Raw genomic sequence first — 22766 nt, forward strand, 5'->3', positions numbered from 1 at the left:
CATACCCTTCACGCGGCACTCAATGCCGCGTTTTTCTTTCCCGTTAACACATTGTTTTTAGTAGCAAGCCAAATTCTGGTAGGCCGCGCCTGCGGGCTCGCTTTGTTAAGCTTTCCCGTTCGTATCCTCCCTGCGAATGCAATCTCGTTAACTGTGTTAATCACAGGCAGGGAACTATTCTCTCAATTAATGGATTAATGCCGGGATCGCCATCATGACCAAAAAGAGTTTCGCTTATCTCTTTTTATTGCCCCTCGCTATTTTACTGTTTGCCGTTTTGCAATATCACCGTGTCGCCACACTTCTGGACCGGGCAGAATATGAACAAGAGATTCTCGTTAAAGCAGAAAAGCTCGTAAACCATAACTTTACCGGGCCGACAGAAATAGAGTACCAACGCGAAGGCGCGGATAAAGCCGAACTGATAGATGCAGGCAATGCGCAGACAGATGCCTCGATTTTTCTGTCGCAAAACAAAAAAGCGCTCTCTGTTGCCAGACCGATGCTTTATCTGGCTTACGCGGGGCTCGGCCTATCCTTGCTTTATTTACTGATCAATAGCGCCCTGATAGCGCTGGGCTATCTGGGAGCGAAAAAAGGAAGACGTTCCCAGCACGATCTTGTCCAGGCCTTTGATTTTTGCCGAACCTGGCTGCCATTTATGCTGGCGGCGCAGGTGCTTTTTCTTACGCTTTCAATAAGCTGTCTGATTTTTTATGAATTAACCGGCTTGATGAGCACCGCGAAGGATGGCGGCGATATTCTGGCGGGCGGTTACTTCTTCCTGCTGGGGATCGGATATATTATTTTTATTATCTGGCGGCTGGTGAAAATGCTGTCAAAAAGCTTCTCGCTTTTTCAGCCTGAACCTAAGCCGGTGATGGGACGTAACCTCAGCCGCGACGATGCGCCAGCATTATGGGCCAGGGTGGAAAGGCTCGCTCTCAGGCTTGAAACCATTACGCCGGATAATATCGTGGCAGGGTTAACAGAGAATTTTTATGTAACGGCCAACCCTGTCCGGCTGAATACAGGCGAAATACTGACGGGACAGACGCTTTATTTTTCACTCCCGTGGGCATCGTTACTGAATGAAGCGGAAATTGACGCCGTGTTAGGGCATGAGCTTGGGCATTTTGCCGGGAAAGATACGGAATATAGCCTTCGCTTTGCGCCGCTTTACGCGCGATTTAGCAGCAGTATTGACGCTGTGTTCGGCTTAAGAAAAAACGCGCCCGGATATATGAATGTCGATTTTAATACGGCGATGAGTAGTTGCTACTATGTGCTCGGACAGTTCCACGATACGGTCATGTACTGGCGCCAGCGCCGCGAGCATGGGGCCGATGAAATGGGCGCGAAGGCAAGCACGCCGCTGGCGCTCTCCTCATCGCTGCTGCGTATCGCTGCACTCAGCAATCCGGTAGATGAATATCTGAATGAGGTTTATCACGCGCGTGTTGCGCCTGATGACGTTGTCGCCGCTTTGCTCGCCCATCTTCAGACGTTGCCCTTGCCCGATCCGCGGGCATTTCTTGAGAACGAAACGGCGCATCCCTACGACACGCACCCCAGCTGTCGGGCGCGTATTGAGGCGTTAGGCTGCACAACCGATGAGGCGGCCTTGATTGCCGCGCGTCCGGTGACAGGCGATTCCTTCGCGCATTTATTTCTGCTGGTTAATGATTTTCAGGCGCTTTGCCGCACCCTTAGCGCTGAACTGACCGGCGAAATCACGCAATACCGCGATAACTATAAACAGTCTCTGGAAACCGTTTTAAACCGTGCCGCCAAAGAGACTGTCATCTACGCACGCCCTAAAATTGCTATCGGGGGAGTGCTGGTCTTTTTGTACTTCCTGTACGCCACGCTGAGCGGACTGTTTAATCCCGACCTGACATTCCCCCCCAATGACAAGAGTTATACCCTGATGGGACTGTTGCTGGCGTGTGCTGTCATCGCCGGGCTTGGCCTGCGTCGCGTCATAAAGGTCTGGAAGCGAGGCAAGCAGCCCGTCATGGTTCTGCGCCACGGTAGTGTCAGCTTTCATATGCTGGGCGCTCCGGTGCCGTTGGCAGCGCTCACGGGCTATGCGTTTTTTAAAACCCGCCGCGGCTTGCGGATTGGTTTTACCTATAAGGAAGGCTATGAGCCGCCGAAGCGTACTGATAATCGCTGGCTTACCTATACGCACTGCTCCTCGACCGAACCTTTCTTTTACGTGACGGCTTACGGCAAGCTCAGAGACGCCAGCGGCGCGCCTGTTTCGCAAGAACAACTCGCTGAACTGCTGGATACTTATCTCAGCGCTTCTGTCGCCGAGCATGAAATCAAAGACTTTCAATAAAAATCAGGGGGCCACAAAGGCCCCGTTCACCTGAGGCCATACCTCAATTCTGGATGGATTAACAAGGAAACGACGTAACAATGAACAGGAAGCATCTCGCTTATCTTTTTCTGGTGCCGCTGCTGGTGGCCTGCTATGCGGTCTGGCAGCACTGGCGCGTCAGCGACATTCTGGAGAGCGTCGACAGCTCCAACAGCCTGATCCAGACGGCGAGCGACGCGCTGAAGCAGGACCCGAAAGCGATCATTGAATTCACCAGCGACGGGAAAAACTACCGCGTTCCCGCGACAGAAGTCATTGAGAGCGAACGGAGCGTTCAGAACGAATACGCGGGCCAGATCATGCTGGCGCGCACCCAGAGCGGGCTGGCGTCTTTCGCCGTCGGGCTGGCGCTGCTGTGCATGGTGCTGAACGCCGGAGCGATCGCGCTGTGTCGGCGCAGCGTGACCATCGCGAAGCAGTCGCAGGATGCGCTGGTACAGGCATTTGATAAGTGCCGCAAACTGCTGCCGTGGCTGATGGTGTCGCAGATTGTCTGCTGCGGCCTGGCGCTGTTCGCGGTCGTCGGGTATGAGACGCTCTGGTTCGCCACGCATTACAAAATGAACGCCGGCGGCATCAAAGTGATGCTGTTCGCGCTGGTGATCCTGTTCGGTATTCTCTGGGTGCTTTATAAAAGCCTCGGCAGCATTCGCCGCTGCTTCGCGCTATTCCAGCCGGAGCCGAATCACGTGGTGGGCTATAACCTGACCCGCGAGCAGGCACCCGCCCTCTGGAGCATGGTGGAAGCGCTGTCGCAGAAAACCGGGGCGATGATGCCGGATAACATCGTGGTCGGGATGCTGGAAGGCTTTTATGTCACCGCCAACAGCGTGCAGCTGGAAGACGGCCCGCTGCTGACCGGCCAGACGCTCTATTTTCCGCTCACCTGGGCGGCGCTGCTCGATAAAGACGAAACCTGCGCGGTCATCGGCCACGAACTGGGCCACTTCGCAGGCCAGGATACGCAATACAGCCTGCGCTTCGCGCCGCTGTACGCGGGGATTACCAACAGCATCAATACCATGGCGCAAAACCAGCAGAGCGCGCCGTTTATCGATCACGTGGTGCTTTACCCGTCGCTCTATATGGGCGTCTATTTTATCGAGCAACTGCATGAAACGGTGAGCCACTGGAGCCGCATCCGCGAACACGCCGCCGATGAGATGGGCGCGCGCGCCAGCTCCCCGCAGGCGCTGGCGTCATCGCTGCTGCGTATTTCCGCCGTCAGTGAGCCGCTGAACAATACGCTTGAGGATTTCTTTAACGGCAAACCGGGCTTTGAGGATCTGGTGGCCGCGCTGGTGACCCGCCTGCGCGAAGAGGGCTTTGGCGATATCCAGGCTTATCTGGAGCACAAAGCCGCGCACCCGACCGACAGCCATCCGCCGTCACGCGCGCGTATCGAAGCGCTTGGCTGCGCCATCGACGACACGCTGATTCAGCACGCGACCCGCGCGGTGCCGCAGGACCCGTGGGAAAATCTGCGCCTGTGGTTCGCGCAGCCTGAGGCGCTTTCCGGCAAAATGACTGGCGAGCTGGCCGGGAAAGCCGCCGAGCATCGCGAAGAGTTCCGCCGCGAGCTGGAAGAGGTGGTGCAGCAGTCTGGCGAGACCGTCACGCTCTACTCCGGCAAAAAAGTCTTTTTCGTCGGCGGGATTCTGGCGGTGGTGCTGTTTATCGCCACGGTCGCCATGCTGAAAATCGTGGATCCGTTTAATATTCAGGGCATTGCCGACGGTAAAATCGTCGCCATCGCGATTGGCACAGGCTTGCTGGGCTTACTGACCTGTTACGTGCTCTGGCAGCAGTGGCAGAAGCGTGAGATCCCGTTCCTGACGATGACGCCCGATTCGCTGCACTGCCGTCAGTTCACCGCGGGTATTCCGCTGAGCGCCATTGAAGATTTCTCGGTGCAGACCGCCAACGACACCACCACCGTGACGCTGATTTATCGCGAAGGGTTTGAGCCGCCTCGCGCCGTCGGCGGCCGCTGGAAAAACTACACCCGCGTGAAACGCGGCAAGCGTAAGCTGGCGTTTGTGTTTATCGGCGGGCTTCGCGAAGGGGAGAGCCGTAAGGCGTACTCCGCCGATATGCTGGTGGAGCTGCTGGTGCGTAACCTTAACGCTATCCACGCGCGCGACGCGCTGTCGCGTTTCTCCTAAGAGAGGCGGCGCGGCCTGCGGGCCGCGCCGTTACGCCTGCGCCTGTAACAGCAGCAGGTCGATAAGCATCACCAGATTGGATTCAAACGAGGTGATCCCCGCCGCTTCGGCGGCGAAATGGATAGCCTCGTCATAGAGTGGAAAATGCAGCCCGGACAGTGCCGCCAGCGGATTTGGCGACGCGCGGGTAAACGCCACCACCTCCATACCGACATTGCGGGCGATGCGCGCTTTGTCGAGTACCTGCTCCGTTTCGCCGCTGCGCGATACCGCAATAAACACTTCATAGCGCGCCGCGTTGCTGAGAAAAATATTACGGCTGTCGCCGGGGCCGGAGATAAACGCCGTCTTGCCGAGCACCTGTAGCTTTTTGGTCAGATATTCCGCGAAGAGATACGAAAACCCCGCGCCGTAGAGAAAAAAACGCTCCTTTTCCCGCAACAGTTCGCTGAAAGCCGCGATCTTTTCGGGCGTCACCCAGCGAAAGGTCTGCTGATAATTGCCGACAAAGCGGTTAAACAGGGCGGGCAGGGCGTCGGGCGCGGCATCGGGTTTGATGGCGAGATGGGGCGTATCAGTGAGCAGTTGCTTACAGTGCCAGATAAGCTCACTGTAACCGCTGAAGCCAAGCTTATGGCACAGCCGCATGATGGTGGCGGTGGAGACAAACGTCTCCTGCGCCAGCGCCCGCACCGTGATATTCCCCACCCGCAGCGGATGCGCCGTCAGGTGGGAAAGCACGCGATACTCGGCGCGCGTCAGCGACTCGCCGCGCATCAGCAGCGGGGTCAGGCGGTTATCCATTATGACGCCGGTTCGATGGGCAGATCGTCGCGCGCGCCCCATTCACTCCAGGAGCCGTCATAGAGCTTCACATCGCTGGCCTCAAGGGTGGCGAGAGCGAGCATCACGACCGCCGCCGTCACGCCGGAGCCGCAGCTGGCGATAATCGGGCGATGCAGATCCACGCCCTGGGCCGCGAATATTTCGCGCAGTTCGTCGGTGGTTTTCAGCTGGCCTTTGACCACCAGATCGGTCCACGGCACGTTCAGCGCGCCGGGAATATGGCCGCGCCGCAGGCCCGGTCGCGGCTCGTCGGCTTCGGCGTTAAAGCGCGCCGCCGGACGGGCGTCAACAAGCTGTGCGGTTTTCTCATGGCTTGCCAGTAAGACATCCGTCAGGCGTTTGACCAGCCCGTCGTCAAATTTGGCTTCAAAGTCGCCTTCCGGCGCGTCGACCATACCCTCTTCCAGCGGAAAACCGTCGCGCTGCCATTCGGCAAGGCCGCCCGCCAGAATCGACACATTTTGTACGCCGAAGGCGCGCAGCATCCACCAGGCGCGCGGTGCCGAGAAGAGGTTGCCTTCGTCATAAACAATCAAATGTTTGTCGTGGCTGACGCCCAGCTCGCGCATCGCGACCGCGAACGCTTCCGGGCGCGGCATCATATGGGGCAGGGGCGTTGAATGATCGGACAGCGCCTCGATATCGAAAAAGCGCGCACCGGGAAGATGGCCCGCGCGATACTCTTGCGCCATATTGCGCAGGTGCTCCTGGCCCGCAGGGGCCATACGGGCGTCGAGGATCTGAATTTCCGGGTCGTCGATATGCTCTGCAAGCCAGTGGCTCGCGACAAAAAAGGATGTGGACATGGCGTTCTCCGTGTCATCGCTGAGAAACGGATTGTCAGCGCTTTTTCACCTCGCCACAAGCCATCATTATTGATGTCGCGAGCAGGCTCCGGTTATGACGCCGCTTCTCCGTTCACCCAGGCTTTTTGCAGCGCCGGCCAGTAATCGCGGTTCGCCTCGATCATGTCGTCAAGGATCGCTTTGGCGTGCTGCATCGTGGGGACAGTACGGTTAAGTGTAAACGCCTGCAGCGCTTTTTCGTAACTGCCTTCCAGTGTGGCTTCTACCAGCAGTTGCTCGGAGGCGAGCTGCTGCATCAGCAGCGTCTGGTGGAACAGCGGCACCGCGCCCATACGCACCGGCTCCGGCCCGGCGGCGGTGATATACGCCGGCACTTCCACCATCGCGTCGTAAGGCAGGTTGGCGATAGCGCCTTTGTTTTCGACAATCACCAGATGCCGCTGGCGTAAATCAAACGCCAGCGAGCAGGCGACATCAACAATAAACGCGCCGTGGACGCCCACATGGAACGCATCCGGCAGGATACCGGTACGCTTGTACTCTTCCGCCGCCGCGAACAGTTTTTTCTCGCGCCCGTCCATCACTTCATTAGCGCGGGTGTAATCCGGGTTCTGATTCTCGACGATGTCGTTTGGCATCAGGTAATACTGTAAATATGGGTTCGGCAGATAATCCGGGAAGTGATCCATAATCGGCTTAATGTTGCGCCAGGTTTTCACCCATGACGGATCGGAGTGCTGCGGATCGGTCTGCGCCGCGTCTTCGGTCAGCAGGCCGAATCTCGCGATATGACGGCGCAGCGCGGGCAGTTGATCCTCGCCATCCACCAGCACGCGGGTGAACCAGCCGAAGTGGTTCAGGCCGAAGTAATCCACTTCAAGCTTATGGCGGTCGACCCCGAGAATCGCGCCCATGTTGCGCATCGCCGCCACCGGCATGTCGCAGATATTCAGCACGCGGGCGGTGGGGCGCAGGCGTCGCACGCCTTCCGCCACAATCGCCGCCGGGTTGGAGTAGTTCACAATCCAGGCCTTGCTGTCGGCGTAGCGTTCCACCATGTCGATAAGTTCTACCATCGGCAGAATGGTGCGCAGGCCGTAAGCGAGGCCGCCAGGTCCGCAGGTTTCCTGGCCCACCACGCCGTGACGCAGCGGGATTTTTTCATCCTGCTCGCGCATTTTGTACTGGCCGACGCGCATCTGGGCGAAGACAAAATGCGCGCCGCTGAACGCCACTTCCGGGGCGCTGGTGGTGGTGAATTTAATGGTCTGGCTGTGATCGCGGATCACTTTCTCCACCACTGGCGCGATCGTCTCCTGACGCGCGCTGTCGATGTCATAGAGACGAATTTCGGCAAGCGGAAAATCGCTTAAGCGCACCATCAGGCTTTTCACAATACCCGGCGTATAGGTGCTGCCGCCGCCGGCGATAGCAAGAATAAAGGGAGGTTTCAACATCATCAGCTCCTGTCAGAGAAACATTTCAACGGCTTCACGCATTTTTTTCACATGCAGCCCGTAGACCACCTGAACGTTATTACCTTGTTTTATCACCGCTTTCGCGCCGGTCGCTTTCAGACGCGGTTCATCGATAACGGCCACGTCGCGCACCGTGACGCGCAGACGGGTGTAACAGTTATCCACCACTTCGATATTGGCCCGGCCGCCCAGCCCTTCGATAATCGCTTCGCCCAGACCGTCGTTTGTGCCCTTCGCCTGGTATTCCTGTTTGCTGTAGAGGCGCGTCTCCTGGTCGTCATCCTCGCGGCCCGGCGTTTTCATGTTGAAGCGCAGGATCAGGAAGCGGAACACGGTGAAGTAGAGCACCGCCATAATCAGCCCCACCAGCAGATACATCGGCCAGTTCGATTTCGTCGTGCCGAGCGGCAGGTTGTAGAGAATGAAATCGATAATGCCGTTAGCGCCGATGGCGTGAACGTCCAGCAGATAAAACAGCATCATGCCGATGCCGGTCAGCACCGCGTGCACCACAAACAGCAGCGGGGCGATAAACAGGAATGAAAATTCGATAGGTTCGGTAACGCCGACCAAAAGCGACGTCAGCGCCGCCGGGATCAGAATCGCTTTAGCGGCGGCTCTGCGCTCTGGTTTGGCCGTCATATACATCGCCAGCGCCGCCGCGGGCAGGCCGAACATTTTGCTGATGCCGCGCGCGTCCCAGACCACGGTTGGGCTTAACTGCGTGACGGAAGGGCAGGCCATCTCGGCAAAGTAGATGTTGCGCGCGCCCTGGTAGACCGTACCGCAGACCTCCTGGGTGCCGCCGAGTTCGGTATAGAGAAACGGGGTATAGACAAGGTGATGCAGGCCGGTGGGAACCAGAATGCGCTCCAGGAAGCCATACACCGCCACGCCAAACGGGCCTGCGCCTTTAATCGCCAGCGCCATCGCGCTGATGCCGTGCTGGGCGAAGGGCCAGATCTCACTCATCACTACGCCTAATACCATCGAGACCGGCAGCATAATGATGGCGACAAAGCAGTGGCCGGAGTAAATCGCCATCGCGCCCGAGAACTGCACGCCGGAGTAGCGGTTATAGAGCCAGCCGGAGAGCGCGCCAGTCAGAATGCCCGCGAACACGCCCATCTCCAGCACCTGCACGCCAAGCACCATGCTTTGCCCGGCCGCGCGCATCTGATCGGCCGGTGCCAGTTCGCCCTGCAACTGTAACGTCACATTCATGGCGTTGATAAAAACAATAAACGTCACCAGCCCTGTCAGCGCCGCGTAGCCTTTGTCGCGCGCCGCGAGACCAATGGGAATGCCGACGGCGAAGACCAGCGCCAGGTTCGCCAGCACCGAGACCGCCGATTTGGCGATAAGCTGGCCGGTGTGCTGCAGCGCCGGATGGCCGAGAAACGGCAGATAACCCGCCAGGCTGCCGTTGCCGAGTACGTTACCGAAGGCGATAAACAGGCCGACAATCGGCAGGATTAATACCGGTCCGTAAAGGGACTTGCCAAAGTTTTGTAGGGCGTTTACGGCGTATCTCATTTAGCTCTCTCTTTTTTATCGTCTGGCTAAACCACCTGATGTGCAGAGGCACCGCTCAAAGGTAGCAACCCGCCGCCTTCAAAATCCAGTTATCTGATTGTTTTAAAAACAAATAACTCCAAAAGTAACATGTAACGTTATGCACTGTGATCGCGGTAACATCCGGGGGCAGGTGAAGAGAAAGGCAGCGTTTTGCAGGTCGTTGCAAGGAATTTGCAAAGCATCTTCCGCTATTCATTTTTGGTGGTTTTTTTTTGTCACAGCTTTTAAGCATAATAGCCGCCGTTACCGGCAACCGACGGCCACTACGGCCAGGGAAAACTATGAAATCATTGCGTCTGGCTGTCATCGCGACAGCGTTACTGGCGTCTTTCACTCTCGGCGGGTGCGACGACAAGGAGAGTGCTTCCGCCGATTCCACCGCGCCTGCGGCCCAGAGCAGCGCTCCGGCGTCCCAGGCAAAGCCCCAGGCGGCTGACCTGCAAAAACTGGCGCAGCAAAGCGCTGGCAAACCGCTCAAATTACTGGACGCCTCCGAGGTTCAGCTTGATGGTGCCAGTACGATGGTGCTCACCTTCTCTGTGCCGCTCGATCCCAACCAGGATTTCGGCCGCGTGGTGCATCTTGTCGATAAGAAAGAGGGCAAGGTGGACGGCGCGTGGGAGCTTGCGCCGAATTTAAAAGAGCTGCGCCTGCGCCATCTGGAGCCGAACCGTGAACTGGTGCTGAGCGTCGATCGTGAACTGCTGGCGCTCAATAAAGCCACTTTCGGCATAGCGTATGAAAAAAACCTGACCACGCGCGATATCGCGCCAAGCGTCGGGTTTGCCAGCCGCGGCTCGCTGCTGCCGACCAAAGTCGTGCAGGGGCTGCCGGTGATGGCGCTCAATATCTCAAGCGTTGACGTTAACTTTTACCGGGTGAAACCGGAATCGCTGGCGGCGATGGTGAGCCAGTGGGAATACCGTAATTCACTCAGCAACTGGGAATCAGACCAGCTGCTGAAAATGGCGGATCTGGTCTACACCGGGCGTTTTGATCTCAACCCGGCCCGCAACACGCGCGAAAAACTGCTGCTGCCGTTAAGCGACATCAAGCCGCTGCAACAGCCGGGCGTCTATCTGGCGGTGATGAACCAGGCGGGGCACTACAACTACAGCAACGCCGCGACGCTCTTTACGCTAAGCGACGTCGGTCTTTCGCTGCACCGCTACCACGACCGCATGGATATCTTCACCCAGAGCCTGGAGAACGGTGCGGCGCAAAGCGGCGTTGAAGTGCGTCTGCTGAATGACAAAGGGCAGACGCTGGCGCAAGCGACCAGTGACGGCACCGGACACGTGCGTCTGGATAACCCGAAAGAGGCGGCGCTGGTGCTGGCCCGTATGGGCGAGCAGACCACGATGCTCGATCTCAACCTGCCAGCGCTGGATCTGGCGGAGTTTGATATTGACGGCGATCGCGGCTACAGCAAACAGTTCTTTATGTTCGGCCCGCGCGATCTTTACCGCCCAGGCGAGACGGTGATCGTCAATGCACTGCTGCGCGACAGCGACGGCAAGCCGCTGACGGCGCAGCCGGTGAAATTCGAAGTGGTGCGCCCGGACGGCCAGGTGGCGCGCACGCAGGTGGTGGAGCCGAATAACGGGCTTTATCAACTGACCTGGAAACTGGATGCTCAGGCCGCCACCGGCCAGTGGGTGATCCGCGCCAATACCGGCGACAACCAGAACCGCAACTGGCTCTTCCATGTGGAAGACTTTATGCCGGAGCGGATGGCGCTCAACCTCAACGTGCAGAAAACGCCGCTGGCACCTTCTGATGCTGTTAATTTCGGTATCGAAGGTCATTACCTCTACGGCGCGCCTGCGGCGGGCAACAGCCTGCAGGGCCAACTCTATCTGCGTCCGCTGCGTGACGCGGTGGCGCAACTGCCGGGCTTCCAGTTCGGCAATATCGCGGAAGAAAACCTCTCCCGCAGCCTGGATGAAGTGCAGCTCAATCTTGACGATGCGGGTGTCGCGCAGGTCGCTACCGAAAGCCAATGGCAGGATGTACGTTCGCCGCTGCGTCTGATTTTGCAGGCGAGCCTGCTGGAATCAGGCGGTCGCCCGGTGACGCGTCGCGTTGAACAGGCCATCTGGCCTGCCGATGCGCTGGTGGGCATTCGCCCGCAGTTTGGTGAGAAAGCCGTCTACGACTACCGTACCGACGATACCGTCAGTCAGCCGATGGTCGATGAAAACGGCAATGCCGGTTTCGATATCGTCTATGCCAACGCGCAGGGTGAAAAAGTCGCGGTCAAAGGGCTCAAAGTGCGCCTGGTGCGTGAGCGCCGCGATTACTACTGGAACTGGTCAGATTCTGAAGGCTGGCTGTCGCAGTTCGATCAGAAAGATCTGGTGGAAGCCGAGCAGACTATCGATCTGGCAGCAGGTGAAACCGGCAAAGTCAGCTTCCCGGTGGAGTGGGGTTCCTATCGTCTGGAAGTCGTCTCGCCTGACGATCTCGTCAGCAGCGTGCGCTTCTGGGCGGGTTACAGCTGGCAGGATAACAACGACGGTGCCAGCGCGCCGCGCCCGGACCGTGTGACGCTGAAAATTGATAAGCCGTTCTATCAGCCTGGCGACACTATCAAGCTGCACATCGCCGCGCCAGCCGCAGGCAAAGGCTATGCGATGGTGGAATCCTCTGAAGGCCCGCTGTGGTGGCAGGAGATCGACGTGCCGGAGAAAGGGCTCGATCTGGACATTCCGGTGGATAAAGCCTGGAAGCGCCACGATCTCTATCTCAGCACGCTGGTGGTGCGTCCGGGCGATAAATCCCGCTCCGCGACGCAAAAACGCGCGGTCGGCCTGCTGCATCTGCCGATGGGTGATGAAAACCGTCGTCTCAATTTGTCGCTGGAAACCCCCGCGAAGATGCGCCCGGACAGCACGCTGTCGGTGAAAGTGAAAGCCAGCGTGAAAAACGGCGAGCTGCCGAAGCAGATCAACGTGCTGGTTTCCGCCGTAGACAGCGGCGTGCTTAACATCACCGACTACGTCACGCCGGATCCGTGGCGTGGCTTCTTTGGCAAGAAACGCTATGGCGCGGATATCTACGATATCTACGGCCAGGTCATTGAAGGACAGGGCCGTCTGGCGGCACTGCGCTTTGGTGGCGACGGCGATGAGCTGAACCGCGGCGGCAAACCGCCGGTCAACCATGTGACTATCATCGCTGAACAGGCGGTGCCGGTGCAGTTGAACGACCAGGGTGAAGGTACGATTACGCTGCCTGTCGGCGACTTTAACGGCGAACTGCGCGTGATGGCGCAGGCCTGGAGCGACGACCGCTTCGGCAGCGGTGAAAGCAAAGTGATTGTGGCGGCACCGGTGATTGCCGAGATGAGCACGCCGCGTTTCCTGGCGGGCGGCGATACCTCGCGCCTGGCGCTGGATGTCACAAACCTGACCGAACAGCCGCAGCAGCTTAACGTCACCTTTAGCGCCAGCGGGCTGGTGCGCCTGGACGCACAGTCGACCCAGCAGGTGAACCTGAGAGCGGGCGGGCGCACAACGCTGTTCGTGCCGGTCGCTGCCAGCAACGGGTTTGGCGACGGCGCGGTGCAGGCCCAGATCACGGGCCTTTCGCTGCCGGGCGAGCGTTTCGCGCCCATCAACCGCGAGTGGAAAATCGGCGTGCGTCCGGCGTATCCGGCGCAGACTATCAACAGCGGCGCGATGCTGCGCGCAGGCGAGATCTGGACCGTACCCGCCTCGCATCTGCAGGGGCTTAACACCTCCACGCTGGAAGGCCGGTTGCTGTTAAGCGGTCGTCCTCCGCTTAACATTGCCCGATACATTGAGGAGCTGCGCGCGTATCCGTACGGCTGCCTTGAGCAGACCACCAGCGGCCTGTTCCCGTCGCTTTATACTAACGCCGCGCAGCTTAAAGCGCTCGGCATCAAAGGCGACACCGATGAACAGCGCCGCGCGGCGGTGGATATCGGCATTGCGCGCCTGCTGGAGATGCAGCGTGAAGAGGGCGGTTTCGGGCTGTGGGATAAAGAAAGCCCGGAAGAGTACTGGGCGACGGCCTATGTGACCGACTTCATGGTGCGCGCCGGCGAACAGGGCTACAGCGTGCCGGCTGACGCTTTAAATAAAGCTAACGCGCGCCTGCTGCGTTATCTCCAGGATCCGGCCACCATCGCGCTGCGCTACAGCGAAAATAACGCGGCCTCGCGCTTTGCGGTGCAGTCCTATGCCGGACTGGTGCTGGCTCGTCAGCAGAAAGCGCCGCTCGGCGCGCTGCGCGACCTCTGGGAGCATCGCGCGCAAGCGGGCGGCGGTCTGCCGCTGGTGCAGCTTGGCGTGGCACTGAAACTGATGGGCGATGCGCCGCGCAGTAAAGCCGCGCTGGATCTGGGGCTTAAAACCGAGCGGCCACACAACGACGTCTGGATTGGCGACTACGGCAGCGACCTGCGTGACGATGCGCTCAAGCTGAGTCTGTTGCAGGAATATAACCTGCAGGCTGACACACAGAGCACGCTGCTTAACGCGCTCTCCGATGAAGCGTATGGCAAGCGTTGGCTCTCGACTCAGGAAAGCAACGCGCTGTTCCTGGCGGGCCGCAATCTGGTAAACCAGCCGGGGAACTGGCAGGCGCAAACCACGCTGGCAGGACAGTTCATGAGCGGCGACAAAGCGCAGAGCGTGGTGCTCAACGCCGATCAGCTTGGCGCGTTGCAGGTCACCAACACGGCGCAGACCCCGCTCTGGCTGCGTCTTGACAGCCAGGGTTACCCGGACGTCGCGCCGCAGCCATCGAGCAACGTATTGCATATTGAGCGTCACTACCTCAACAGCAAAGGCGAGTCGATTTCGCTCTCAAATCTCAAGAGCGGCGAACTGGTACTGGTGTGGCTTGAAGTTTCAGCCAGCAAAACGGTGCCTGACGCGCTGGTGGTCGATCTTCTCCCGGCCGGGCTGGAGCTTGAAAACCAGAACCTGGCGAACGCCAGCGCCAGCCTGAGCAGCGCGGGTGAGGCGAGCGATCTCATTAACCGGATGCAGCAGATGGATATTCAGCATATGGAGTTCCGTGACGACCGCTTCGTTGCGGCGCTGCCGGTAAACGAAGGCGTTAACGCTACGCTGGTCTACATGGCGCGCGCCGTGACGCCGGGCACCTATAAAGTGCCCGCGCCGCAGGTCGAGTCGATGTATGTGCCGCAATGGCGTTCGACCGGTGCGACGATTCCTGCGCTGACCATCAACCCCTGACAGGTGAGCTGTGATTAAAAGCCTGTGTAAAAGGCGCCGCCGCTGGATAATTCTGGCGGCGGCGCCGCTTTTATTGTGCGCTGCGCTGTGGCTTGCCGATAAGTGCTGGCCGCTGCCGTTGTATGAAGTGCAGCCCGCGCGCGTAGTGGTGGCCCAGGACGGCACGCCGCTGTGGCGCTTCGCCGATAAAAACGGCATCTGGCGCTACCCGGTCACCATTAACGATGTCTCGCCGCGCTATCTCGAGGCACTGCTGAACTACGAAGACCGCTGGTTCTGGCGTCATCCGGGCATTAACCCGCTCGCGATCGCGCGCGCGGCCTGGCAGGATTTGCGCTCCGGCTCGGTTGTCTCCGGTGGCAGTACGCTCACCATGCAGGTGGCGCGACTGCTGGATCCGCATCCGCGTACCTTTGGCGGCAAGCTGCGCCAGGTATGGCGGGCGATGCAGCTCGAATGGCATCTCTCCAAAACCGAGATCCTCACGCTCTATCTGAATCGCGCGCCGTTTGGCGGCACGCTACAGGGAATCGGGGCCGCCAGCTGGGTATATCTCGGCAAGCCGCCTTCGCACCTGAGCTATTCCGATGCTGCGCTGCTGGCGGTGCTTCCACAGGCCCCGAGCAGGCTCCGGCCTGACCGCTGGCCGGATCGCGCGCAGGCAGCGCGCGACAAAGTGCTGCGCCGCATGGCGACGCAGGGCGTCTGGAGTGAAAAACAGGTACGCGAGTCGCTGGAAGAACCGGTCTGGCTGGCTCCGCGTCAGATGCCGCAGCTGGCGCCGCTGCTCTCGCGGCGGCTGGTGACGCAGCGTCGCGACACCAAAATCACCACTACGCTTGACGCCGCTTTACAGCGCCAGCTTGAAGATCTCGCGCTGAACTGGAAAGGCCGCCTCCCGGCGCGGACGTCGCTGGCTATCCTGGTGGTCGATCACACCACCATGGAAGTGCGCGGCTGGGTTGGTTCAGCGGATATCAACGATGATGCGCGCTTTGGTCATGTCGATATGGTGACGGCGATTCGTTCACCCGGTTCGGTGCTTAAGCCGTTTGTCTACGGACTGGCGCTGGATGAAGGGCTTATTCATCCGGCGTCGCTGTTACAGGATGTGCCCCGTCGCTTCGGTGATTACCGGCCTGGCAATTTCGATAGCGGTTTTAACGGGCCGGTGAGCATGAGCGAGGCGCTGGTGCGGTCGTTGAACCTGCCCGCCGTTCAGGTGCTGGAAGCCTACGGGCCGAAACGCTTTACGGCGAAGCTGCGTAATATCGGGCTGGCGCTGCGTTTTCCGCCGACGGCGCAGCCAAGCCTCGCGGTGATCTTGGGCGGCGCGGGCGCAAGACTTGATGAGATTGTGGCGGCCTACAGCGCCTTCGCCCGTCACGGTCAGGCGGCGCGTCTGCGCGTGGTCAAAGGCGATCCGCTGGTGGAGCGTCCGCTGATGTCGCCGGGCGCGGCCTGGATTATCCGCCGCATCCTTGCGAACGAGGCGCAGCCGCTGCCGGACGGTTCGCTGCCGCAGGTGGTGCCGCTCGCCTGGAAAACCGGTACCAGCTACGGCTACCGTGACGCCTGGGCCGTGGGCGTGACGTCGCGCTATCTGATTGGCGTATGGACCGGTCGCCCGGATGCGACGCCGGTCGCCGGACAGTTTGGTTTTGCAAGCGCCGTGCCGGTGCTGAATCAGGTCAATAACCTGTTACAGGCGGGGGCCGCCTCGGCGGTGCAGCAGGCGAGACAGCCTGTCGATCCGCGCCCGGCCTCGGTGTCCGCTGGCACCATCTGCTGGCCGGGCGGGCAGCATTTACCGGCGGGAGACAGCAACTGCCGCCGCCGGTTATCGACGTGGCTTCTTGATAACAGCGAACCGCTAACGCTGCTTGCCGAAGGGCAGGAAGGAAGCCGGGGCATTCAGTTCCCGCTGTGGCTGAATGCGAAGGGCGAGCGGGTGGCGGCGGATTGTCCGCATGTTTCCGAAAGCCGCCTGTTGCTCTGGCCGTTGCCGCTTGAACCGTGGCTGCCGCCCGCCGAGCGGCGGGCTGCCCGCCTGCCGCCGGTTTCCGCCCAGTGTCCGCCAGTTCATCAGCAGGATCAGGTGCCGCTGCTGCTTACCGGCGTGCGCGAAGGGGCGGTGCTGAAACGGCTGCCGGGGCAAGCCGCGCTGTCGTTGCCGCTGCGCAGTCAGGGCGGCGGTGGACGCCACTGGTGGTTTTTAAACGGCGAACCGCTCGATAAAGAAGGCGATAGCGTGACGCTGACCTTTGATAAAAGCGGGGATTATCAGGTCTTGCTGATGGATGAAGCCGGGCAGATTGCCGCCGCGCAGTTTAGGGTGGAATAAGAAAAGACGCCTGAAAAGCACGCTTTTGGCATGAAGTGTTGCCGAAGCTCATATTATTTTAAAAAAATGTTATCCCCGAAGGTAGGCAAGGCTTTCGATGCTCATTATAATCGCCGCCAATTCTAAACTTGCCTGTCGGGCAAACAGAACAACTTACAGAGGTAATCATGGCAATCGAGCGTACTTTTTCCATCATCAAACCGAATGCAGTCGCTAAAAACGTTATCGGCAGCATTTTCGCGCGTTTTGAATCCGCTGGCTTCAAAATCATCGGCACCAAAATGCTGCACCTGACCGTTGAGCAGGCGCGCGGTTTCTATGCCGAGCACGAAGGCAAGCCGTTCTTTGACGGTCTGGTGGAATTCATGACCTCTGGCCCGATCGTGGTTTCCGTACTGGAAAGCGAAAACGCGGTACAGCGTCACCGTGACCTGCTGGGCGCGACCAACCCGGCCAACGCGCTGGCAGGCACCCTGCGTGCTGACTACGCAGACAGCTTCACCGAAAACGGCACCCACGGTTCCGATTCCGTTGAGTCCGCTAACCGCGAAATCGCGTACTTCTTCGGCGAAGGCGAAATCTGCCCGCGCACTCGCTAATAAGCGAAACGGCAAAGAGACATTTACATTTTATTTTCATGATGTCGCTTTAAGCCGTGGCGTCACTGCCATAGAATTTGTACAATGCTGCGCCCCGGATGAGCCTGCTCTGACCGGGGCGTTTCTTTTTTATCAACCCTCCAGAGGCCGTAACGTGTAACAACGAGGCCAGGATCGAATATGTCTGAACACATTGTCACGCCTGAGGATGCCTCAGCGGCGCCTGCTATTAAATCTGAAAAAATTAACCTCCTCGATCTGAACCGCCAGGCGATGCGCGAGTTCTTCAAAACGCTGGGTGAAAAGCCGTTTCGCGCCGACCAGGTGATGAAATGGATGTATCACTACTGCTGTGATGATTTCGATGAGATGACCGACATCAACAAAGTGCTGCGCGGCAAGCTCAAGGAAGTGGCGGAAATCCGGGCACCGGAAGTGGTAGAAGAGCAGCGCTCTTCCGACGGCACGATTAAGTGGGCGATTGCGGTCGGCGATCAGCGCGTCGAGACGGTTTATATTCCTGAAGATGACCGCGCCACGCTGTGCGTTTCTTCCCAGGTAGGCTGTGCGCTGGAGTGCAAATTCTGTTCGACGGCGCAGCAGGGCTTTAACCGCAACCTGCGCGTATCAGAAATTATCGGCCAGGTGTGGCGCGCGGCAAAAATCATCGGCGCGGCGAAAGTGACCGGCCAGCGTCCTATCACTAACGTGGTGATGATGGGCATGGGCGAGCCGCTGCTGAACCTGACCAACGTCGTTCCGGCGATGGAAATCATGCTCGACGATTTCGGCTTTGGGCTGTCTAAACGCCGCGTCACGCTCTCTACCTCCGGCGTTGTGCCGGCGCTGGATAAGCTTGGCGATATGATTGACGTTGCGCTGGCTATCTCCCTGCATGCGCCGAACGATGAAATTCGCGATGAAATTGTGCCTATCAACAAAAAGTACAATATCGAAACGTTCCTGTCGGCCGTGCGTCGTTATCTCGATAAATCCAATGCCAACCAGGGCCGCGTGACTATTGAATACGTCATGCTGGATCACGTTAACGACGGCACCGAGCATGCGCATCAGCTGGCGGAACTGCTGAAAGATACGCCGTGCAAAATCAACCTGATCCCGTGGAACCCCTTCCCGGGCGCGCCGTATGGCCGCAGCTCCAACAGCCGTATCGATCGCTTCTCTAAAGTGCTAATGAGCTACGGTTTCACCACCATCGTGCGTAAAACGCGCGGTGATGATATCGACGCGGCCTGCGGACAGCTGGCGGGCGATGTTATCGACCGTACCAAACGCACTATGCGCAAGCGTATGCAGGGTGAGCCGATCGCCATTAAGGCCGTCTGACACCGAGCCAAAAAGCCGGTAAGGTCACGCGGGCAGGCTATCGCGTGACCACTTATCGCACAGGCGCAGCAATTGCTGCGTAAAGAAGCGTGCAGGGTAAATAATTACGGTGCGTTTCTCTGTGCTTTGAGGCAGTATGTAGCGTTGCAACAACATGTTAGCTGGGGCTTTCTGGCTTATCTGGCGTCACTTAACAGACACCGGATAAAAAGCTGGCTATGGTTAACTAACGTTTCTGATTATCGCCTGCGGTATTATGCCGTCTCAGGCGTTAAAATACGAAAACGGGTAACGGATGACGCGCAGCGCGTGCGTCCGATGAGAATGATTTCGCGGTATGGGCAGACAGGGCAGCGAAACGTTGTCTTATTCCTGCCGGTGCCAGTTCCTAATGAAAACAGTACCAGCAGTTGTAGCTAATGAATACTGAAGCCACTCACGAAGAAAATGCACCACACACCACGGGTGAGCGTCTGCGCCTGGCCCGTGAACAACTGGGACTCAGCCAACAGGTTGTGGCGGAACGTTTATGCCTGAAGGTATCGACTGTTCGCGACATTGAAGAGGACAAAGCGCCTGCCGATCTGGCTTCCACATTCCTGCGCGGCTATATCCGTTCTTATGCGCGTCTGGTGCACGTTCCGGAAGAGGAACTGCTGCCGATGCTCGCCAAACAGGCACCGGTGAGAACCGCTCAGGTCGCGCCGATGCAGACCTACGCGCTTGGCAAAAGCCGTAAAAAACGTGACGGCTGGCTGATGAGTTTCACCTGGCTTGTGCTTTTTGTGGTGGTTGGCCTGACAGGCGCCTGGTGGTGGCAAAACCACAAAGCGCAGCAGGAAGAGATCAGCACCATGGCGGATCAGTCCAGCGCCGAGCTGAGCCAGAACGCAGCCAACAACCCGCAATCCGTTCCTCTGAATACCGATACTACCGCTGACGCATCGCAGGATCAGGCAACGCCGCCTGCCGATCTGCCGTCTGGCGATACGCAAAGCACCGCGTCTAATAACTCACAGCCGACGCCGATGCCGTCGCCGAATACGGCAAGCCAGCAGCCAGTGGTGGTGCCGCCGAGCCAGGCGAACACTGACACCGCGGCGCAGCAGAATACGACGCAGCCGGCACAAAGCCAGCTGCCGGTAGGCCAGGCTTCCACTGCGCCTGCGGCGGACGCCAACGCGCTGGTGATGAATTTCACCGCCGATTGCTGGCTTGAAGTGACTGACGCGACCGGTAAGAAATTATTCAGCGGTCTGCAACGTAAAGATACTAATCTGAATCTGTCCGGTCAGGCGCCGTACCGCCTTAAAATCGGCGCGCCGTCGGCAGTGCAGATTAAGTACCAAGGCAAACCGGTGGATTTGAGCCGTTTTATCAGAACTAACCAGGTTGCACGTCTGACCCTCAATGCCGAACAATCAGTAGCGCAGTAACAGACGGGCAATGAGGGAGATTTGTCATGCATAATGAAGCGCCCATTCAGCGTAGAAAATCGAAACGGATATACGTCGGTAACGTCCCCATCGGCGATGGCGCCCCCATCGCCGTGCAGTCGATGACCAATACCCGCACGACGGATGTCGAGGCGACGGTAAACCAAATCAAAGCGCTGGAACGCGTGGGCGCGGATATCGTTCGCGTCTCGGTGCCGACGATGGATGCCGCCGAGGCGTTTCGTCTCATCAAGCAGCAAGTCAGTGTGCCGCTGGTCGCGGATATTCACTTTGACTACCGCATCGCGCTTAAAGTCGCGGAATACGGTGTCGATTGCCTGCGTATTAACCCCGGCAATATCGGCAATGAAGAGCGCATTCGCACCGTCGTGGATTGCGCGCGCGATAAAAACATTCCGATCCGCATCGGCGTGAACGCCGGATCGCTTGAGAAAGATCTTCAGGAAAAATACGGCGAGCCGACGCCGCAGGCGCTGCTGGAATCCGCCATGCGCCATGTCGATCATCTCGACAGGCTGAACTTCGATCAGTTTAAAGTGAGCGTGAAAGCCTCTGACGTTTTCCTGGCGGTCGAGTCTTACCGCCTGCTGGCGAAACAGATCGATCAGCCTCTGCATCTGGGGATCACCGAGGCGGGTGGCGCCCGTGCTGGCGCGGTGAAATCCGCGATCGGTCTTGGGCTGCTGCTCTCTGAAGGGATCGGCGATACATTGCGTGTTTCGCTCGCGGCCGATCCGGTGGAAGAGATCAAAGTCGGTTTCGACATTCTGAAATCCCTGCGTATTCGTTCGCGCGGCATTAACTTCATCGCCTGCCCGACCTGTTCCCGCCAGGAGTTCGATGTTATCGGCACCGTGAATGCGCTGGAGCAGCGCCTGGAAGATATCATCACGCCGATGGATGTTTCTATCATCGGCTGCGTGGTGAATGGCCCGGGTGAAGCGCTGGTTTCCACACTTGGCGTCACTGGTGGCAACAAGAAAAGCGGCTTCTATGAAGAAGGCGTGCGCAAAGACCGCCTCGATAACGACGACATGATTACGCAACTCGAAGCGCGCATTCGCGCTAAGGCGTCAATGCTCGACGAGAGCCGTCGTATCAGCGTGCAGCAGCTGGAAAAATAACGCAAACGTGGGAAGCGGCGTGCTTCCCGTGTATGATTGAACCCGCGAACCGCCCCAGCCACACCGGAGCGGTCTGTTTCGGGTTCATTTTTTGTATAGAAAAAGAGAATAAACGTGGCAAAAAACATTCAAGCCATCCGCGGCATGAACGATTACCTGCCGGGCGATACCGCCATCTGGCAGCGCATTGAAGGCACTCTCAAGCAGGTGCTCGGCAGCTACGGTTACAGCGAAATCCGTTTGCCGATTGTAGAGCAGACCCCGTTGTTCAAACGCGCTATCGGTGAAGTGACCGACGTGGTTGAAAAAGAGATGTATACCTTTGAGGACCGCAACGGCGACAGCCTGACCCTGCGTCCTGAAGGCACCGCGGGCTGCGTGCGCGCCGGCATCGAACATGGTCTGCTGTACAATCAGGAACAGCGCTTGTGGTACATCGGCCCGATGTTCCGTCACGAACGTCCGCAGAAAGGGCGTTACCGTCAGTTCCATCAGCTGGGTGCCGAAGTTTTTGGCCTGCAAGGCCCGGATATCGACGCCGAACTCATTATGCTGACGGCTCGCTGGTGGCGAGCGCTGGGCATCGCCGAGCACGTGTCGCTGGAGCTGAACTCTATCGGTTCGCTGGAAGCGCGTGCTAACTATCGCGATGCGCTGGTTGCCTTCCTTGAGCAGCACATCGATAAGCTTGATGAAGACTGCAAACGCCGCATGTATTCGAACCCGCTGCGCGTGCTCGACTCCAAAAACCCGGACGTACAGGCGCTGTTAAACGACGCGCCAGCGCTCGGCGATTATCTGGATGAAGAGTCCCGCGAACATTTCGCGGGCCTGTGCGCGTTCCTTGATGATGCCGGTATCGCTTATACGGTCAACCAGCGCCTCGTGCGCGGCCTCGACTACTACAACCGCACCGTGTTTGAGTGGGTGACCACGAGCCTCGGCTCGCAGGGGACGGTGTGCGCGGGCGGTCGTTACGATGGTCTGGTTGAGCAGTTAGGCGGCCGCGCGACTCCGGCAGTGGGCTTCGCGATGGGCCTTGAGCGCCTCGTTTTACTCGTTCAGGCGGTTAATCCGGAATTTACGGCGGATCCTGTTGTCGATATATACCTGATTGCGTCCGGCAACGGCGCGCAGTCGGCGGCAATGCAACTGGCCGAGCGGGTTCGTGACGCGCTGCCGGGCTGCAAGCTGATGACCAACTATGGCGGCGGCAACTTTAAGAAACAGTTCGCGCGTGCGGACAAATGGGGCGCACGCATCGCGCTGGTTCTTGGCGAGGACGAAGTCGCCAACCGTCAGGTTGTGGTGAAAGATTTGCGCTCAGGTGAGCAGCAGGCGCTTGCGCAAAGCGAGCTGGCCGCGCATCTGCAGACGCTGCTGGGCTGATTTCCCGGCGATA

The 22766-nt window shown here is 58.7% G+C and carries 13 protein-coding genes; 9 read left to right on the forward strand and 4 right to left on the reverse strand.

The window, feature by feature from the left end; all coding sequences use genetic code 11:
- The first annotated feature begins 214 nt into the window (after positions 1 to 214).
- Both AFK66_RS04380 and AFK66_RS04385 read left to right on the forward strand, forming a co-directional pair.
- Complete coding sequence (locus AFK66_RS04380; RefSeq protein ID WP_007777282.1) at positions 215 to 2347, forward strand: M48 family metallopeptidase; 2133 nt, start codon at positions 215 to 217, stop codon at positions 2345 to 2347.
- Positions 2348 to 2427: 80 nt separating this feature from the next.
- Positions 2428 to 4554, forward strand: a complete 2127-nt coding sequence (locus AFK66_RS04385) for a M48 family metallopeptidase (protein ID WP_007777278.1) — start codon at positions 2428 to 2430, stop codon at positions 4552 to 4554.
- Positions 4555 to 4584: 30 nt separating this feature from the next.
- Here AFK66_RS04385 and AFK66_RS04390 read toward each other — a convergent pair whose 3' ends face one another.
- The 4 genes from AFK66_RS04390 to AFK66_RS04405 all read right to left on the reverse strand — a co-directional run bounded on the left by AFK66_RS04390 (position 4585) and on the right by AFK66_RS04405 (position 9220).
- Positions 4585 to 5358 (reverse strand): MurR/RpiR family transcriptional regulator, encoded by a 774-nt coding sequence (locus AFK66_RS04390; RefSeq protein WP_007777275.1) that lies wholly within the window; start codon positions 5356 to 5358, stop codon positions 4585 to 4587.
- Entirely contained in the window at positions 5358 to 6206 is an 849-nt protein-coding gene (gene sseA, locus AFK66_RS04395; protein ID WP_007777274.1) for a 3-mercaptopyruvate sulfurtransferase, read from the reverse strand. Before sseA ends, AFK66_RS04390 begins: the two co-directional genes overlap by 1 nt.
- 92 nt (positions 6207 to 6298) lie before the next feature.
- Positions 6299 to 7663 (reverse strand): 6-phospho-alpha-glucosidase, encoded by a 1365-nt coding sequence (locus tag AFK66_RS04400; protein WP_007777272.1) that lies wholly within the window; start codon positions 7661 to 7663, stop codon positions 6299 to 6301.
- A gap of 12 nt (positions 7664 to 7675) precedes the next feature.
- Positions 7676 to 9220 carry a PTS transporter subunit EIIC gene (locus AFK66_RS04405; RefSeq protein WP_007777270.1) on the reverse strand — a complete coding sequence of 515 codons (1545 nt, stop codon included), beginning with the start codon at positions 9218 to 9220 and terminating at the stop codon, positions 7676 to 7678.
- A gap of 323 nt (positions 9221 to 9543) precedes the next feature.
- On the opposite strand from AFK66_RS04405, the gene AFK66_RS04410 reads away from it, so the two are divergent.
- From AFK66_RS04410 to hisS, 7 genes are all read left to right on the forward strand, one after another.
- Complete coding sequence (locus tag AFK66_RS04410; RefSeq protein WP_023898195.1) at positions 9544 to 14493, forward strand: alpha-2-macroglobulin family protein; 4950 nt, start codon at positions 9544 to 9546, stop codon at positions 14491 to 14493.
- 10 nt (positions 14494 to 14503) lie between these two features.
- Complete coding sequence (pbpC, locus tag AFK66_RS04415) at positions 14504 to 16837, forward strand: peptidoglycan glycosyltransferase PbpC (protein ID WP_023898196.1); 2334 nt, start codon at positions 14504 to 14506, stop codon at positions 16835 to 16837.
- A 167-nt stretch (positions 16838 to 17004) separates the two neighbouring features.
- On the forward strand, positions 17005 to 17436 hold the full coding sequence (gene ndk / locus AFK66_RS04420) for a nucleoside-diphosphate kinase (protein ID WP_004386973.1): 432 nt from the start codon (positions 17005 to 17007) through the stop codon (positions 17434 to 17436).
- A gap of 180 nt (positions 17437 to 17616) precedes the next feature.
- Positions 17617 to 18783, forward strand: a complete 1167-nt coding sequence (rlmN, locus tag AFK66_RS04425; protein WP_007777224.1) for a dual-specificity RNA methyltransferase RlmN — start codon at positions 17617 to 17619, stop codon at positions 18781 to 18783.
- A 419-nt stretch (positions 18784 to 19202) separates the two neighbouring features.
- Positions 19203 to 20219, forward strand: coding sequence for a cytoskeleton protein RodZ (gene rodZ, locus AFK66_RS04430; RefSeq protein ID WP_023898198.1), 1017 nt, complete (start codon positions 19203 to 19205; stop codon positions 20217 to 20219).
- Between the two features lie 26 nt (positions 20220 to 20245).
- Positions 20246 to 21364 carry a flavodoxin-dependent (E)-4-hydroxy-3-methylbut-2-enyl-diphosphate synthase gene (gene ispG, locus AFK66_RS04435; protein ID WP_004386976.1) on the forward strand — a complete coding sequence of 373 codons (1119 nt, stop codon included), beginning with the start codon at positions 20246 to 20248 and terminating at the stop codon, positions 21362 to 21364.
- Positions 21365 to 21478: 114 nt separating this feature from the next.
- The gene (gene hisS, locus AFK66_RS04440; RefSeq protein ID WP_007777220.1) at positions 21479 to 22753 is read left to right on the forward strand and encodes a histidine--tRNA ligase; all 1275 of its coding nucleotides are present in this window, start codon (positions 21479 to 21481) and stop codon (positions 22751 to 22753) included.
- Positions 22754 to 22766: the final 13 nt, after the last annotated feature.

The sequence above is a fragment of the Cronobacter malonaticus LMG 23826 genome (assembly GCF_001277215.2).
GTDB lineage: Bacteria > Pseudomonadota > Gammaproteobacteria > Enterobacterales > Enterobacteriaceae > Cronobacter > Cronobacter malonaticus.

What these genes read in the sequence shown, in the direction of transcription:
- rlmN (WP_007777224.1), top strand. Translation starts at nt 17,617, where the DNA reads ATGTCTGAACACATTGTCACGCCTGAGGATGCCTCAGCGGCGCCTGCT.
- AFK66_RS04385 (WP_007777278.1), top strand. Translation starts at nt 2,428, where the DNA reads ATGAACAGGAAGCATCTCGCTTATCTTTTTCTGGTGCCGCTGCTGGTG.
- ndk (WP_004386973.1), top strand. Translation starts at nt 17,005, where the DNA reads ATGGCAATCGAGCGTACTTTTTCCATCATCAAACCGAATGCAGTCGCT.
- AFK66_RS04405 (WP_007777270.1), bottom strand. Translation starts at nt 9,220, where the DNA reads ATGAGATACGCCGTAAACGCCCTACAAAACTTTGGCAAGTCCCTTTAC.
- rodZ (WP_023898198.1), top strand. Translation starts at nt 19,203, where the DNA reads ATGAATACTGAAGCCACTCACGAAGAAAATGCACCACACACCACGGGT.
- AFK66_RS04380 (WP_007777282.1), top strand. Translation starts at nt 215, where the DNA reads ATGACCAAAAAGAGTTTCGCTTATCTCTTTTTATTGCCCCTCGCTATT.
- AFK66_RS04390 (WP_007777275.1), bottom strand. Translation starts at nt 5,358, where the DNA reads ATGGATAACCGCCTGACCCCGCTGCTGATGCGCGGCGAGTCGCTGACG.
- ispG (WP_004386976.1), top strand. Translation starts at nt 20,246, where the DNA reads ATGCATAATGAAGCGCCCATTCAGCGTAGAAAATCGAAACGGATATAC.
- sseA (WP_007777274.1), bottom strand. Translation starts at nt 6,206, where the DNA reads ATGTCCACATCCTTTTTTGTCGCGAGCCACTGGCTTGCAGAGCATATC.
- AFK66_RS04410 (WP_023898195.1), top strand. Translation starts at nt 9,544, where the DNA reads ATGAAATCATTGCGTCTGGCTGTCATCGCGACAGCGTTACTGGCGTCT.
- AFK66_RS04400 (WP_007777272.1), bottom strand. Translation starts at nt 7,663, where the DNA reads ATGTTGAAACCTCCCTTTATTCTTGCTATCGCCGGCGGCGGCAGCACC.